The sequence below is a fragment of the Nocardia thailandica NBRC 100428 genome (assembly GCF_000308795.1).
GTDB classification, from domain to species: Bacteria; Actinomycetota; Actinomycetes; order Mycobacteriales; family Mycobacteriaceae; genus Nocardia; species Nocardia thailandica.
Genome location: NZ_BAGK01000208.1, coordinates 20,750 through 38,096 on the forward strand (window position 1 = coordinate 20,750; position 17,347 = coordinate 38,096).

At 72.9% G+C, this 17,347-nt stretch carries 1 protein-coding gene (only partly in view); it reads right to left on the reverse strand.

Annotated features, from left to right (window positions below; translation table 11 throughout):
- On the reverse strand, positions 1-17,347 hold part of the coding region annotated (locus tag ON36_RS23535) for a non-ribosomal peptide synthase/polyketide synthase (protein ID WP_043657719.1) (this coding region is incomplete at its 5' end). Its footprint extends 22,208 nt past the window's final position; 17,347 of 39,555 annotated nt are visible.

Below are 17,347 nucleotides of genomic sequence, written 5' to 3' on the forward strand. Positions count from 1 at the left end.
TCAGTCGACCTCGATCACCGTGACCTCGCCGTCGGCGGCGTCGATCGGGTCTCCGGCCGCCACGAACCAGTGGGTCACCTCGCCGTCGGCCAGGTCGTCGGCGACCTCGCCGTCCGGCAGGACCGACAGCGCGCCCGCGGTGGCGGCGGCGAGGAACTCCCAGACCGCGGCGCGGCCGGAGGAGCGGGTGGTGAAGGTCGTGCACTCGTAGTCGATGCCGTGTTCCTCGCGCAGGCGCTGGGCCAGCGCCAGGGCGGCGGACTGCGTCACGACCTCGGTGTCGTCGCCGGAGAGCAGGACGAACGCCGGGTCGTCCTCGCCGAGCGGGCGCACCCGGTCGGCGTAGGACACGGGATGCGCCGCCGCGGCGGCGATCTCGGCTTCCAGGTCCGCCATCACCAGCCACTGGCCCGCCACGCCCGCGACGGGCTCGGCCGACAGGCCGTAGGCCGCGCCCGCGGCGGCGAGCTCGACGCCGGACAACCCGCCGGCGAACAGCACCGCCGCGCCTGCCTTCTGGACCGCCCAGGTCGCCAGCACCGAGTCCACGCCGCGCGGCAGCGACAGCGCGACCACGTCGCCGGGCCCGACCCCGCGGCCGATGAGGACACGGGCCAGCTGCGAGGACTTGCGGTCCAGCGCGCTGTAGGCGATCTCGCTGTCGCCGCGCAGCAGGGCAGGCGCCTGCGGGTCGGCCTCGACGACCTCGCCGAGCACCTTGGCCACGGTCTGCGCGCCGAGGCGGGCGGCCGGCTCGGCGGCCGAGACCGTCGCGGCCGCACCGGATTCGGCGAGCAGCTCGGCCCGCTCACTCGCGTCGAGGATGTCGATGTCGCCGACCAGGCCGCTCGGGTTGAGCAGCAGTTCGTCGAGGACGCGCAGCAGTCGCCGCGACAGCGTGCGCACCTCCTCGGCGGTGTAGGTGCTCGTCAGGTACTTCATCGTGATCTCGATGGTCGACTCGGCCATCACCACCAGCGTGAGCGGGTAGTGCGTGGCGTCGTCGAGGCCGACACCGGTGACCTGCATGCCGTCGATGGAGCTGGCCGCGGTGACCGCGTCCTTGTCCATCGGGTAGGACTCGAACACCAGCAGCGTGTCGAACTGCGCGCCGATGCCCGCCACCCGCTGGATGTCGGTCAGGCCGACGTAGTGGTGGCTGAGCAGCTCGGCCTGTTCACCCTGCACCGTCTTGGTCAGGTCCTCGGCGGTGGCCCGGTCGTCGATGCGGATCCGGACCGGCAGGGTGTTGATGAACAGGCCGACCATGGATTCCACGCCCGGCAGCTCGGCCGGACGCCCGGACACGGTCGCGCCGAACACCACGTCGTCGCGGCCGGTGAGACGGCCGACCACGATGCCCCAGGCGGTCTGCAGCAGCGTGTTGACGGTGACACCGAGCTCGCCCGCGTGCTTGCCGAGCGCGCGGGTCTTCTCGGCGTCGATCTCCACGACGATCTTGTCGAGTTCGTAGCGCTCCTCGGTGCGCGGGCCGGACGCGAGCTGCGTCGGACCCTCGACCCCGGCCAGGGCGTCGGCCCAGGCCTGCAGCGAGACCTCGCGGTCCCAGCCCGACAGCCAGGACAGGAAGCTGCGGTAGGAGGCCACGCGCGGCAGCGCGGTGAGGTCACCGCGGACCGCGTAGAGCACCAGCAGGTCGCGCAGCAGCAGCGGCATCGACCAGCCGTCGACCAGGATGTGGTGGACGGTGATGGCCAGGTGCGCCTTCTCGTCCTCGGTCCGGTACAGGCTGAACCGGATGAGCGGCGCGGTGCCCATGTCGAACTGCCGTGCCTGGTTGGCGGCGAGCAGTTCCCGCAGGCGCGGCATGCGCTCGTCGGCGGGCAGGTCGCGCAGATCGGTCTCGTTCCACGGCACGTCGAGCTCGCCGAGGACGACCTGGACCGGTTGGCCCGCCGAGTCGGTGACGAAGGCGGTGCGCAGGTTCGGGTACCGGTCGAGCACGGCCTGGGCGGCACCGCGCAACCGGTCGACGTCGAGGGTGCCGGTCAGGTCGAGCACGGCCTGCACGGTGTAGACGTCGACGGTCGAGGAGCTGAGCATGGCGTGGAACAGCAGGCCCGACTGCAGCGGCGAGAGCGGCCACACCTCCGACAGGGCGGGGTAGTCGCGTTCCCACTGCTCGAGGTCGCTTTGGCCGACCCGGACCAGCGGCATGTCCGACGGCGTGTGACCGCCGGAGCCGGGCCGCCGGGCGTGGGTGGCCAGCGCGGTGAGCGCCTCGACGAACAGGTCGGCGAACTCCTGGGCCCGGTCGCGGGTCAGCAGACCGGTGGGGAACGCGATGTTGGCGCCGAGGCGCGGCCCGTCGGCACCGTCCTCGACGATGGCGTTGATGTCCAGCGTCGCGTTGGCGGGCATGTCCAGGTCCATCTCGGCGTCGAGACGGCCGAGGTCGGCCACCGGCACCCAGCCCAGTTCCGCGAGTTCGGCGGGGATCTCGCCCGCCGACATACGGCCCAGGTAGTTGAAGGAGATCTGGCCGACGGAGGGCAGACCCGCTTCGCCTGCGAGGTACTTCAGCATGCCGTAGCCGATGCCCTTGTCCGGCACGGCCAGCATCTGCTCCTTGACGGCCTTGATCGCCGAGCCGAGCGCGGCGCCGCCCGCGAAGGCGTCGTCGAGATCGGTGCCCGCCAGATCGAGCCGGACCGGGAACGCCGTGGTGAACCAGCCGACGGTGCGCGACAGGTCGGCGCCGGGGACGATCTCCTCCTGGCGGCCGTGGCCTTCCAGCTTGATCAACACCGCGTCGGACGGCGCGGTCGAGGGCGTGCCGGTCGCGTCCCCGCGCCAGCGTGACACGGCCAGGGCGAGCGCGGTGAGCAGACCGTCGTTGACCCCGCCGTGGTAGAGGCCGGGCACGGCGGTGAGCACCGCGTCGGTGACCTCCGGCGACAGGGTGATCTGCACCCGGTCGACGGTGGCGAAGGTGTCGACGGCCGGGTCGAAGGCCCGCGCGCCGAGCAGCGGGTCGGCGGTGGCCGAGACCTCGCGCCAGAACGGCAGTTCCGCCTTGCGCTCGGGCGAACCGGCCTGCTCGACCAGGCTGTGCGCCCAGCGCCGCATGGTGGTCCCGTTGGCGGGCAGCGCGACCGGCTGACCGGACACGATCTGCGACCAGGCCAGGCCGAGGTCCGGGATCAGGATGCGCCAGGAGACGCCGTCGACCACGAAGTGGTGGCCGACGATCAGCAGCACGTCCCGACGGCGCACGCCGGATGCGGTCGGCTCGAAGGCGAACCACAGGAACTGCACCATCGCCGCGTTCGCGGGATCGAGCCGTCCCATGGCCTCGTCGAACTCGCCGCTGGCCAGCTTGCTCAGCTGTTCGTCGGCGATGTCGGCGGGCACCTCGACCCGGCGCACCAGCCGGGCGACGTCGACCGCGCCCGGCGCGAGCGCCTCGAACTTCCAGCCGCTCGCCTCGCTGCCGGTGACCCGCGAGCGCAGCACGTCGTGGTGGTCGAAGACCGCCCCGATGGTCGCGTGCAGGGTGTCGGCGTCGATGCCCTCGGGCAGGCGCAACACCATCGACTGGGAGAACCGGTCGTAGGAGGAGCCGCTGCCCAGGATCTGGCGCATGATCGGCAGCATCGGGATCTCGCCGACACCGCCGCCCGGCAGCTCCTCCAGGACGATGTCCTCGGCCTCGCCCGCGAGCACCGCGATCTCGGCCAGGCCGGCGACGGTGCGCTTCTCGAACACGTCGCGCGGCTTGAACAGCACGCCGCGGTCCTTGGCACGGGAGACCAGCTGGATCGACAGGATCGAGTCGCCGCCGAGGGCGAAGAACGAGTCGTCGAGGCCGACCGCGTCCACGCCGAGCACCTCGGCGAAGACCTCGGCGATGACCGCCTCCAGTTCGCCCGCGGGAGCACGGAATTCGCGGGGGGCGAGCACCGGCTCGGGCAGCGCCCTGCGGTCCAGCTTGCCCTGCGGGGTCATCGGGATCTCGTCCAGGACGACGACCGCCGCGGGCACCATGTGCGCGGGCAGCTGCTGGGCGGCGAACTCGACCAGCGCGGCCGGGTCGGCGGCGCGGCCGTCGGCGGCACGGACGTAGGACACCAGGATGGTGGCGCCCGCGTCGGTGGCGCGGCCGATGGTCACCGCGAAGTCGACGTCGTCGTGCGCGGTGAGCACCGCGTCGATCTCGCCCAGCTCGATGCGGAAACCGCGGATCTTGACCTGGAAGTCGTTGCGGCCCACGTACTCCACGACCGGCTTGCCGTTGACCGTGCGCCAGGCGACGACGTCGCCGGTGCGGTAGAGCCGCTCGCCGACGGTGCCGTACGGGTCGGCGACGAACCGCTCGGCGGTGAGACCGGCGCGGGCGTGATAGCCGCGCGCCAGCGACACGCCGCCCAGGTACAGCTCGCCCGCCACGCCCTCGGGCACCGGCCGCAGGCGCGCGTCGAGCACCAGCGCTTTCGCGCCCGCGATGGGCCCGCCGATGTTCATGGTGTCGCCGGGCAGCAGCGGGTCGGACAGGTTGGTGGCGATGGTCGCCTCGGTGGGGCCGTAGGCGTTGTAGAACCGGTGGTGCGCCGGGTCCGCGGCCGCGGAGTGCCAGTTGGCCACCAGGTCGACCGGTGCCTTGTCGCCGCCGACGATCAGCGCCTGCAGTCCGGCCAGCGCCGCGGGCTCCATCGACGCCGCGACCAGCGGGGTGAGGAACACGTGGGTGAGCCGCTCGGCGCGGATCAGGTCGGCCAGTTCCTCGCCGCCGACGACGCCCTGCGGGGTGATCACCAGCGTGCCCGCCGAGCCGACGGCGAGCAGGAATTCGAGGACGGAGGCGTCGAAGGACGGCGAGGCGAACGCGAGGGTGCGCGCGTCCGGGCCGAGGCCGAACTGCGCGACCTCGGCGGCGGCGAAGTTCGGCACGCCCGCGTGCGCGACCACGACGCCCTTGGGCAGACCCGTCGAGCCGGAGGTGTAGATGACGTAGGCGGTGTTGGCCGGGCGCACCGCGCCACGGCGGTCCGCGTCGGTGATCGGCGCGCCGGATTCGGCGGCGATCTCGGCCTCGACGGCCGCGTCGTCGAGCACCAGCCAGTCGCCCAGGGCGGGCGCCGGCAGGTGGTCGGCCTCGGCGGTGATCGTGATGCCCAGCGCCGCACCGGAATCGCTCATCATGTGCGCGATGCGCTCGGCCGGGTACTTCGGGTCGACGGGCAGGAACGCCGCGCCCGCCTTGGTGACCGCCCAGATGGCCAGGGTGGTGTCGAGCGAGCGCTGCATCGCGATGGCGACGATCGTCTCCGGCGCCGCGCCGCGCGCGATCAGGACCCGGGCCAGGCGCGAGGACGCCTCGTCCAGTTCGGCGTAGGTCAGCGAACGACCGCCGGTGCTGTCCGGCGCGACGAGGGCCTGGCCGTCCGGGTTGGCCGCCACGGCCTTCGCCAGCAGCTCGGGCAGCGTGCTCGCGGGCACGGCCGGGCCGCCGGTCCGCGACAGCAGCGCGTCGCGCTCGCCCGCCTCGAGGAGTTCGAGGTCGCCGACCGGGACGGTGGTGTCGCTGACGATGCCCGCCAGCAGGCGCTGGAACCGCCGCGCGAACTCCTCGACCGTGTCCTGGTCGAACAGGTCGCGGGCGAAGGAGAACTCGGCGTAGGCGCCCGCGCCCGATTCCTCGCCCGCCGCGGCCTCGCGGACGGTGAGCAACAGGTCGAACTTGGCGGTGTCGACGTCGAAGTCGACCGCCGAGACCCGCAGGCCCGGCAGTTCGAAGGTGGCGTCGGGCAGGTTCTCGAACGACAGCGCCACCTGGAACAGCGGGTGCCGCGCGGTGGAGCGCTCGGGGTTGAGCAGTTCCACGAGGCGCTCGAACGGGATGTCGGCGTGCGCGAAGGCGGCCAGGTCGGCGTCGCGGGCGTGGCCGAGCAGTTCGTCGAAGGTGAGCTCGGACCGCACGTGGGTGCGCAGGGCCAGCGTGTTGACGAACATGCCGATGACGCCGTCGAGTTCGGCCTCGCCGCGGCCCGCGATCGGGGTGCCGACCACGATGTCGTCGGTGCCCGACATGCGCGCCAGGAACACCGCGAGGGCGGTGTGCACGACCATGAACAGCGTCGCGTTCCGCTCCCGGGCGATCCCCGAGAGCCCGGCGTGGACGTCGGCGGCGATCGGGAAGATCACCCGGCCGCCCGCGAAGGACTGCGTCGTGGGACGCGGCCGGTCGGTGGGCAGGTTCAGCTCGTCGGGCACGCCGGCCAGGGCGCGCTTCCAGAACGCGGCCTGCTGGGAGAGCAGGCTCTGTTCGTCGGTCTCCGAGCCGAGCACCTCGCGCTGCCAGATGCTGTAGTCCGCGTACTGCACCGGCATCGGCGCCCAGCCGGGCTCCGTCCCGGCCGCGCGCGCGGCGTAGGCGATCATGACGTCACGGGTCAGCGGGCCCATGGACCAGCCGTCGGCGCTGATGTGGTGGGCGACGAAGACGAGGACGTACTCGCCGTCCGCGTCGTGTCCGGCGGCGGTTTCGGTGCGTGACGACGCGGACCCGTCGGACGCGCCCCCGCTGGTCGCGGTGACCCGGAACAGCTTGGCGCGCAACGGGACCTCGGCCACCACGTCGAACCCGTGGGCGATGACGGCGGCGATGGCCGCCTGCACCGCGTCGGGCGCGACGTCGACCGGCGTCAGGTCGGGCACGTTGCCCTCGACCGGCAGGATCACCTGGTGCGGGGTGCCGTCGAACACCGGGTAGACCGTGCGCAGGGTCTCGTGGCGGGCCAGCACGTCGGCGACGGCCAGCTGCAGCGCGGTCACGTCGAGGTCGCCGGAGAGGCGGACCGCGACCGGGATGTTGTTGACCGCCGAGCCGGTGTCGAACTGGTTGAGGAACCACATGCGCTGCTGCGCGAGCGACAGCGGCACCTGGTCGGGTCGCGGGCCTGCGGTCAGCGCGCGGCGGCCTGCCACCGCGCCCTGCTCGACCTTCACCGCGAGCCCGGCGACCGTGGACGCCTCGAAGAGCAGGCGGACGGGCACCCGGCTGTCCAGCGCCGCGCCGAGGCGGGCGGCGACCTGGGTGGCCAGCAGCGAGTTGCCGCCGAGGGCGAAGAAGTCGTCGTCGGCGCCGACCCGGTCGGCCGAGAGCACCTCGCCGAACACCCGCGCCACGATCTCCTCGATCGGGGTCGACGGCGCCCGGAAGGCCGTGGTCTCGAACTCCGGCTCCGGCAGGGCCTTGCGGTCCAGCTTGCCGTTGACATTCAGCGGAAGGGCGTCGAGCACCACGAACGCGGCCGGCACCATGTAGGACGGCAACCCGCCCGACAGCGCCGACTTCACCCGCGCCACATCGACATCCGCGCCGACCAGGTAGGCGACCAGACGGTCACCGGTACGCGGATCCGACTTGGCCAGCACCGCGGCCTGCGCGACCTCCGGCAGCGCCAGCAGCGCGGCCTCGATCTCGCCCAGCTCGATGCGGAAACCACGGATCTTGACCTGGAAGTCGGTGCGGCCGCGGTAATCCAGCTCCCCGCCCGCGTTCCATGCCACCAGGTCACCGGTGCGGTACATCCGCTCGCCCGGGGAGAACGGGTTCGCCACGAACCGGTCCGCCGTCAGATCCGCGCGGCCGAAGTAGCCGCGCGCCAGCTGCGCGCCGGCCAGGTACAGCTCGCCCGACACCCCGTCGGGCACCGGCCGGAGCCTGCCGTCGAGCACGTAGACCCGGCTGTTCCATTCGGGCGCGCCGATGGACACCGAGGTCACGTCGCCCGCGCCGACCCGGTGCGAGGTGATCGAGACCGCGGCCTCGGTCGGGCCGTAGAGGTTGAACAGCTCGATGCGCGGCCGCTCGGCGCGGAAGCGCTGCGCCAGCGCGCCCGGCAGGGCCTCGCCGATGGCCAGCACCCGCCACAGCGAGTCCGGCAGGTCGGCGGCGAGCAGCGCGTCGAGCATGGACGGCACCACGTGCAGCGTGGTGACCCACTCGCGGGCCATCAGCTCGTTCAGGTACGCCGGGTCGCGGTGGCCGTCGGGCGCGGCGATGACCAGGCGGCCGCCGCACACCGCCGCCGACCAGAACTCCCAGACCGAGAGGTCGAAGGTGGCCGCGGTCTTGAGCAGCACCGCGTCGGCGGCGTCCATGCCGAATTCGACCAGCTTCCACTGCAGCTGGTTCGCGATGGCGCCGTGCGGCACCGCGACGCCCTTCGGGCGCCCGGTCGAACCGGAGGTGAAGATGACGTAGGCGGTGTTGCCCGGGCGCAGCGGGGCGACCCGCTCGGCGTCGGTGACCGGCTTCGCCGGGTAGCCCGCCAGGTCCAGCTCGTCGAGCGACACGACCGGCGATGCGCTCGCGGGCGCCGCGTGGAACTCCGCCTCGGCGTTGGTCAGCACGCAGACCGGTGCCGCCGTCTCGAGGATGTAGTTCGTGCGCTCGGCCGCCTGGTCGGGGTCGACCGGCACGTACGCGCCACCGGACTTGGCGACGGCGTACATGGCGACGACCAGGTCCACCGACCGGCGCAGGGCCAGCGCGACCCGCGACTCCGGGCCGACACCGAGGGAGATCAGGTGCCGCGCGAGGCGGTTCACCCGGTCGTCCAGCTCGGCGTAGGTGAGCTGTCCGCCGTCGTCGGTCACCAGCGCGACCGCCTTCGGATCGGCGGCGACGGTGGCGTCGAGCAGCGAGACCAGGGTGGCCTCGGTGTCGACGGCGGTGTCGGTGGCGTTGCGGGCGTCGAGCAGCTGGGCGCGCTCGGCGGCCGTCAGCAGGTCGAGGTCGCCGACCGGGGTGCGCGGCGCGGCCACGATCTCGGCGAGCAGCTGATGGAACCGGGCGAGGAAGCCCTCGACCGTGGCGTGGTCGAACAGGTCGGTGGCGTAGGTCAGCACGCCGCCCATGCCCTGCGGGGCGCCGGTCTCGTCGTAGGTGTCGCCGATGATCAGGTGCAGGTCGAACTGCGACAGGTTGCTGTCGACGTCGAGGCCGGTCACCGTCAGGCCGGGCAGCTCCAGCGCGGCGCGCGAGATGTTCTGGAAGGACAGGCCGACCTGGAACAGCGGGTGCCGCGCGGTGGAGCGGACCGGGTTGAGCACCTCGACGAGGCGCTCGAACGGCACGTCGGCGTTGGCGAAGGCGGCCACGTCGTCGGCGCGCTGGCGGGCCAGCAGGTCGGCGAACGGCTCGCCCGCGTCCACCCGGGTCCGGAAGACCAGGGTGTTGACGAACATGCCGATCATGTCGTCGAGCGCGGCCTCGCCACGGCCCGCCATGGGGGTGCCGATGGCGATGTCGTCGGTGCCCGACAGGCGGGCCAGCAGCACGGCCAGCGCGGTGTGCACGAGCATGAACACCGTGGCGCCCTCGGCGCGGGCCAGTTCGGCCAGCGCCCGGTGGGTCTCGGCGTCGATGCGCACGTCGACCTTCGATCCGGCGAAGGTCTGGGTCGCCGGGCGCGGCCGGTCGCTGGGCAGGTCGAGCTGGTCGGGCAGGTCCGCGAGGGCCTGCTTCCAGAAGGACACCTGCTTGCTGGCCATCGACTCCGGGTCGTCCTCGGAGCCGAGCAGCTCGCGCTGCCAGATGCTGTAGTCGGCGTACTGCACCGACAGCGGCGCCCAGCCCGGCTCGGCGCCCGCGGCGCGGGCGGCGTAGGCGGTCATGAGGTCGCGGGTCAGCGGGGCGACCGAGGAGCCGTCGCCGGAGATGTGGTGGATGACCATCGCCAGCACGTACTCGCCCGCGACGGACCCGGCCGGCCGGGTCGCGCCGTCGGGCGCGGCGTCCTCGATCCGGAACAGGGCGACCCGCAACGGCACCTCGACGGTGACGTCGAAGATGGTCGAGATCAGTTCCGTGACAGCGGCTTCCACCTGATCGGCGGCGACGGTGCGCTCGTCGAAACGGGGCTGCGCCTGCGACGGCGGCAGGATGACCTGGGCCGCGCCCGCTTCGGTCTGCGGGTAGACCGTGCGCAGGATCTCGTGGCGCGCGACCAGGTCGGCCACGGCGGCGCGCAGGGCGGCCACGTCGAGCTCGCCGCTCAGGCGCACGGCGACGGGCACGTTGTAGGCCGCCGACTGGGTGTCGAAGCGGTTGAGGAACCACATGCGCTGCTGCGCGAGCGACAGCGGGATGTGCTCGGGGCGCGGTCCCGCGGTCAGCTGCTTGCGGCCGCCCGCGCCGGTGAGCTGCTCGACCCGGTGGGCCAGCGCGGCGACGGTGGACGCCTCGAACAGCAGGCGCACGGGCACCCGGGTGTCGAGGGCCTCGCCGAGGCGGGCCGCGACCTGCGTCGCCAGCAGGGAGTTACCGCCCCAGGCGAAGAAGTCGTCGTCGAGGCCGATGCGCTTGTCGGCGTCGGCGCCGAGGCGCAGCACGTCGGCGAAGGTCGCCGCCACGATCTGTTCGGCCGGGGTGACCGGCGCGCGGAAGACCGCCTTCTCGAAGGTGGGCTCGGGCAGCGCCTTGCGGTCGAGCTTGCCGTTGGCGTTGAGCGGCAGGGCGTCCAGGCCGACGAACACCGACGGCACCATGTAGGACGGCAGTTCCGCCGACAGCGCCGCGGCAAGGGCCTGCTTGTCCGGCTCGCCCGCGGTGACCACGTAGGCGACGAGGCGGTCGCCGATCACCGGATCGGTGTGGGCGAGCACGGCCGCCGCGGAGACCTCGGGCAGGCGGAGCAGCGCGGCCTCGATCTCGCCGAGCTCGATCCGGAAACCACGGATCTTCACCTGGAAGTCGGTGCGGCCCCGATAGTCCAGCTCACCCTCGGCGTTCCACGCCACCAGGTCACCGGTGCGGTACATCCGCTCGCCCGGGGAGAACGGGTTCGCCACGAACCGGTCCGCCGTCAGATCCGCGCGGCCGAAGTAGCCACGCGCCAACTGCGCGCCCGCCAGGTACAGCTCGCCGGACACGCCGGCCGGGACCGGGCGCAGGCGCGAATCCAGCACGTAGACCCGGCTGTTCCATTCCGGCGCGCCGATCGACACCGATACCCGGTCGGCCTCGGTGACCTCGTGGCTGGTGATCGACACCGCCGCCTCGGTCGGGCCGTACAGGTTGAACAGGGTCGCGGCGTTGCCCGCGCGGAACCGCTGCGCGGTCGCCGCGGGCAGCGCCTCGCCGATGGCGAGTACGCGGCGCAGCGAATCCGGAAGGGTGCCCGCGGATTCGGTGAGCAGCGCGTCGAGCATGGAGGGCACGACGTGCAGGGTGGTGACGCCGGTGTCCCGCATGAGGTCGTTGAGGTAGCCGGGATCCCGGTGCCCGTCGGCGGTGGCCACGACCACCCGGCCGCCGCACACCGCGGCGGTCCAGAACTCCCAGACCGACAGGTCGAAGGTCGCGGCGGTCTTGAGCAGGATCGCGTCCTCGGCGCCGAGGCCGAATGCGGCGGTCTCCCAGAGCAACTGGTTGACGATCGCACCGTGCGGCACCGCCACGCCCTTGGGGCGGCCGGTCGAGCCGGAGGTGAAGATCACGTAGGCCGTGTTGGCGGGCGTGAGCGTGCCACGGCGCTCGGCGGCGGTGATCGCCGCGTCGGACACGGCCTCCAGCGCGAGCTCGTCGAGGACGAGCACCGGCGCGGCCTCGGTGGCGAAGCCGTCGGCGGCGGTGGTGAGGACGCGGGCCGGGGCCGCGGTCTCCAGGATGTAGCCGATGCGGTCGGCCGGCTGCGCCGGGTCGACCGGCACGTAGGCCGCGCCCGTGCGGGCGACCGCGTACATGGCGATCACCAGCTCGGCGGAGCGGCCGATGGCCAGCGCCACCCGGTCCTCGACACCGATGCCCGCGGCGATCAGGTGCCGGGCGAGCCGGTTCACCCGGGCGTCGAGCGCGGCGTAGGTGAGCTCGACGCGCCCGTCGGCGGTGTCGGCGACCAGCGCGACCGCGTCCGGCGTCGCCGCGACCGCGCGATCGAGCAGCGAGACCAGCGTGGCCTCGGTGTCGACCTCGTGCGCGGTGTCGTTCCACGCGGTGAGGATGCGCGCGTTCTCGTCCGCGTCGAGCAGGTCGATGTCGCCGACGCGCACCGTGATGTCGGCGGTGACGGCGTCGAGCACCCGCACGAACCGGTCGGCGAAGCCCTGGACGGTGGCCTCGTCGAACAGGTCGATGGCGTAACCGAATTCGGTGACCAGCTCGGCCGGGTCGCCGTCCTCCGTGTAGCGGTCGTAGAGGGTCACGTGCAGGTCGGTCTTGGCCAGCTGCGAGTCGTATTCCACGCCGCTGACGGTCAGCCCGGGCAGTTCGAAGGTGGTCTCGCCCAGGTTCTGGAACGACAGGCCGACCTGGAACAGCGGGTTGCGCGCGGTGGAGCGGACCGGGTTGATGACCTCGACCAGGCGCTCGAACGGCACGTCGGCGTTGGCGAAGGCCTCGAGGTCGCGCTCGCGCACGTCGGCGAGCAGCTCGGCGAAGGTCGCGCCCTGGTCGACCGCGGTGCGGAAGACCAGGGTGTTGACGAACATGCCGATGAGGTCGTCGAGTTCGCGCTCGCCGCGGCCCGCGATCGGGGTGCCGACGGCGATGTCCTCGGTGCCCGACAGGCGCGCGAGCAGCACGGCGAGGGCGGCGTGCACGACCATGAACAGCGAGGCGTTGTTGGCCCGCGCGAGTTCGTGCAGGCCCGCGTGGCGGACCGGGTCGATCTCGAAGCTGATCGCCTTGCCCTGGAACGACTGCGCGGGCGGGCGCGGCCGGTCGGCGGGCAGTTCGAGCTGGTCGGGCAGGCCGGCCAGCGCGGCCGACCAGTAGGCGACCTGCTTGGCCGACAGCGATTCCGGATCGGACTCGTCGCCGAGCACGGCACGCTGCCACAGCGCGTAGTCCGCGTACTGCACCGGCAGCGGCGTCCACTGCGGCGCCTCGCCCCGCACACGCGAGGCGTAGGCGACCATGACGTCGCGGGCCAGCGGGCCCATCGACGAGCCGTCGGCGGAGACGTGGTGCACGGTGAAGGCCAGCACGTGCTCCGACGCACTCAGCCGGAACAGCGCCACCGCCAGCGGCACCTCGGTGGTGACGTCGAAGGTGGTCATGGCGAATTCGACGACCTTGCCGATGAGCTCGGCCTCGCTGACCTCGATGTGCTGGATCCGGGCGCGGCTCTGCGACACGGGCAGGATCACCTGGTGCGGGCCGTCGGCCGAGCGCGGGTAGATCGTGCGCAGCATCTCGTGCCGGGCGAACACGTCGCCGATGGCCTGTTCCAGCGCGGCGACGTCCAGGTCGCCGGTGAGGCGCACGGCCAGCGGGATGTTGTCGACGGCCGAGGTGGCGGTGTCGAACTGGTTGAGGAACCAGTAGCGCTGCTGGGCGGGCGAGAGCGGCAGGATCTCGGGCCGCTCCCCCGCGGTCAGGCGCGGGCGGACCCGGCCCGATCCGGCGTTGCGCTCGGCGCGGGCGGCCAGCGCCGAGACCGTGGAGGCCTCGAACAGGTCGCGCACGGCCAGGTGGGTGTCCAGGGCCGCGCCGAGGCGGGCGGTGACCTGGGTGGCCAGCAGCGAGTTGCCGCCGAGCTCGAAGAAGTCGTCGTCGGCGCCGACCCGGGCCAGGCCGAGCACGTCGCCGAAGGTGCCCGCGACGATCTCCTCGATCGGGGTGGCGGGCGCGCGGAACTGCTTGGCCTCGAACACCGGCGCGGGCAGCGCCTTGCGGTCGAGCTTGCCCGAGGCGTTGAGCGGGAAGGCGTCGAGCACCACGAACGCGGTGGGCACCATGTAGCCGGGCAGCGCCCCGCCGAGTTCGGCGCGCACGGCGTCGAGGTCGATGCTCACGACCGTGCCCGCCGCGGGAACTCCCGAGGGCTCCGCGAGGTCACGCTGCGCTCCCGACTCCTGGCCCGCCGGTCGCACCCGCTGAGCCGGGATGACGTAGGCGACCAGCTGATCGCCGAGACGCTCGTCGGAACGGACGACGACCACCGCCTGCGCGATGGACGGGACCGCCGTGAGCGCGGCCTCGATCTCGCCGAGCTCGATGCGCAGGCCGCGCAGCTTGACCTGGAAGTCGGTGCGGCCCAGGTACTCCAGCTCGCCGTGCGTGATGCGGCCGGCGGGCCCGGAGGCGGTGGCAGAGCGTGACCCCGCAGGGCCCTCCGGAGTATCCGCATCGGCCACCGCGGTCCAGGTGACCAGGTCGCCGGTGCGGTACATGCGGGCGCCCTTGCCGGAGAACGGATCCGCGACGAACCGGTCGGCGGTCAGGTCGGGCCGGGCGACGTACCCGCGGGCCAGCTGGACGCCGGCCAGGTACAGCTCGCCGGGCACCCCGGGCGGGACCGGGTGCAGGCGCGAGTCCAGCACGTAGACCTGCGTGTTGTAGACCGGTGCGCCGATCGGCACCGAGGTGGTGTCGGCGTCGGTGACCTCGTGGAAGGTCACGTCGACCGCGGCCTCGGTGGGACCGTACAGGTTGTGCAGGCGGGCACCGGTCAGCTCGCGCAGGCGCTGCGCGGTCGGCGCGGGCAGCGCCTCGCCGGAGGCGAACACCGTACGCAGGCCGGTGCACTCGGCCGCCGCCTCCTCGGCGACGAAGACCGACATCATCGACGGCACGAAGTGGGTGGTGGTCACGCCCTCCTCGACGATGAGCCGCGCCAGGTAGGCCGGGTCGCGGTGGCCGTCGGGCTTGGCGACGACCAGGCGCGCGCCGACCTGCAACGGCCAGAAGAACTCCCACACCGACACGTCGAAGGTCGCCGGGGTCTTCTGCAACACGACGTCGTCGGCGGTCAGGCCGTAGGCGTCCTGCATCCACACCAGCCGGTTGACGATCGCGCCGTGCGGCACGGCGACGCCCTTCGGGCGGCCGGTCGAGCCGGAGGTGAAGATGACGTAGGCGGTGTTCGCCGGGTGCAGCGGGGCGACCCGCTCGTCCTGGGAGACCGGGCCCGCGTCGTACACCGACAGGTCGGCCGCGGCGATGTCGATGGTGTCCACCGAGCCCGCGTCGAATCCGTCGGCGGCGGTGGTCAGCACGCAGACCGGTGCCGCGGTGTCGAGCACGTAGTGCGTGCGCTCGGCCGGGTGATCGGGGTCCAGCGGCACGTAGGCCGCGCCCGCGACGGTCACCGCGTACATGCCGATCACCAGCTCCAGCGAGCGGCGCATGCCGAGGGCGACCATGGTGTCGGGGCCGACGCCGAGCGAGATCAGGTGCCGGGCCAGGCGATTCACCCGTGCGTCGAACTCGGCGTAGGACAGGGACGTCCCCTCGAACGTCAGCGCGATCGCGTCCGGGGTGCGGGCGGCCTGCTCCTGGTAGAGCGAGACCAGCGTCGCGGCGGGGTCGACCGGGAACGCCGTGTCGTTCCAGCCGGTGACGACCTGGCGGCGCTCGTCCTCGTCCAGCAGTTCGATCTCGCCGACCGGCAGCTGCGGGTCGGCCACGACGGCGGTCAGCATCCGCACCAGGCGGCGGGCCAGGGCAGCGATCGTGTCCGCGTCGAACATATCGGTGGCGTAGGCGAATTCGGCCGTCATGCCGTCGGCCGCGCCGTCCGCGCCGACCTTGTCGGACACGTTGAGGTGCAGGTCGAACTTGGCGGTCACCACGTCGAGGGGCACGCCGGCGACCTCGAGGCCGGGGAGTTCGAAGGAGGCCTCGCCGGTGTTCTGGAACGAGAGCATCACCTGGAACAGCGGGTGCCGCGCCTGCGAACGGGCCGGGTTGAGGATCTCCACCAGGCGCTCGAACGGCAGGTCGGCGTGGCCGAAGGCGGCCAGGTCGTTGTCCTTGGTCGCGGCGAGCAGGCCGGCGAACGGCTGGGCCGGATCGACGACGCTGCGCAGCACAAGGGTGTTGACGAACATGCCGATGGCGTCGTCGAGCACCGCCTCGCCGCGGCCGGCGACGGCGGTGCCGATGGCGATGTCGTCGCCGTTGGACAGCCGGGCCAGCAGGGCGGCGAAGGCCGCGTGCACGACCATGAACAGGCTGGCGCCGTGCGTGCGGGCCAGGGCTTCCAGGCCGCGGGTGAGGTCGGCGTCGAGCGAGAACTCGTGCACGCCACCGCGGTTGGAGGCGACCGCCGGGCGCGGCCGATCGCTGGGCAGGTCGAGCTGGTCGGGCAGCCCGGCCAGGTTGCGCGACCAGTAGGCGACCTGCTGGGCGATGGTCGAGGACGCGTCGTCCTCCGAGCCGAGGGTCTCGCGCTGCCAGAGCGCGAAGTCGGCGTACTGCACCGGCAGCGGCGCCCAGCCGGGCGCCTCGCCGCGCGAGCGCGCCGCGTAGGCGATCATCACGTCGCGGGCCAGCGGGCGCACCGACCAGCCGTCGCCGGAGATGTGGTGCACCACGAAGACCAGCACGTGGGTGTCCGGCGCGGTACCCGACCCGGAGACGTGGAACAGCTCGGCCCGCACCGGGACCTCGGCGGTGACGTCGAACCCGGTGAGCACCAGGTCGCTGATCCGCTGCGGCAGTTCGGCCTCGGTGACGGTGATCGGCTCGAGGGCGATGCCGACGCCACCGGCGGGCAGGATGACCTGCACGCCCTGGCCGTCGGCGGTCTCCGGGTACACCGTGCGCAGCACCTCGTGCCGCTCGACGACGTCGGCGACCGCGCGGCGCAGCGCGTCGACGTCCAGGTCGCCGGTGAGGCGGACGGCCAGCGGGATGTTGTTGACCGCGGTGTCGCTGTCGAAGCGGTTGAGGAACCACATGCGCTGCTGCGCGAGCGAGAGCGGGATCTGCTCGGGGCGGGGTCCCGCGACCAGCGCGCGACGGCTGCCGCTGCCGGCCTGGCTCTCCACCTTGACCGCGAGCGCGGCCACGCTCGGCGCCTCGAACAGCGTCCGCACCGGCACCCGGGTGTTCAGCGCCGCGCCGAGGCGGGCGACCACCTGGGTGGCGATGAGCGAGTTGCCGCCGAGGTCGAAGAAGTCGTCGTCGAGGCCGACCGGGCGGTCGCCGTCCAGGCCGAGGACCTCGGCGAAGGTGCGGGCGACGATCTCCTCGACCGGGGTGGTCGGCGCGCGGAACTCGCGCGCCTCGAACACCGGCTCGGGCAGGGCCCGGCGGTCGAGCTTGCCGTTGGCGCTCAGCGGCATGGCGTCGAGCACCACGAACGCCGCGGGCACCATGTACGAGGGCAGCTGCGCGGACAGCGCCGCGCGGAGCACCTCGACGTCGGCGGTCCCGGCGGCGCCCGCCGCGGGCACCACGTACCCGACGAGCTGGTCGCCGGTGCGCTCGTCCGAGCGCAGCACCACGACCGCCTGGGCGACCGACGGGTGGGCGGTCAGCGCGGCCTCGATCTCGCCGAGCTCGATGCGCAGACCGCGCAGCTTGACCTGGAAGTCGGTGCGGCCCAGGTAGGTGAGGGCGCCGTCGGCACCCCAGCGAACCAGGTCG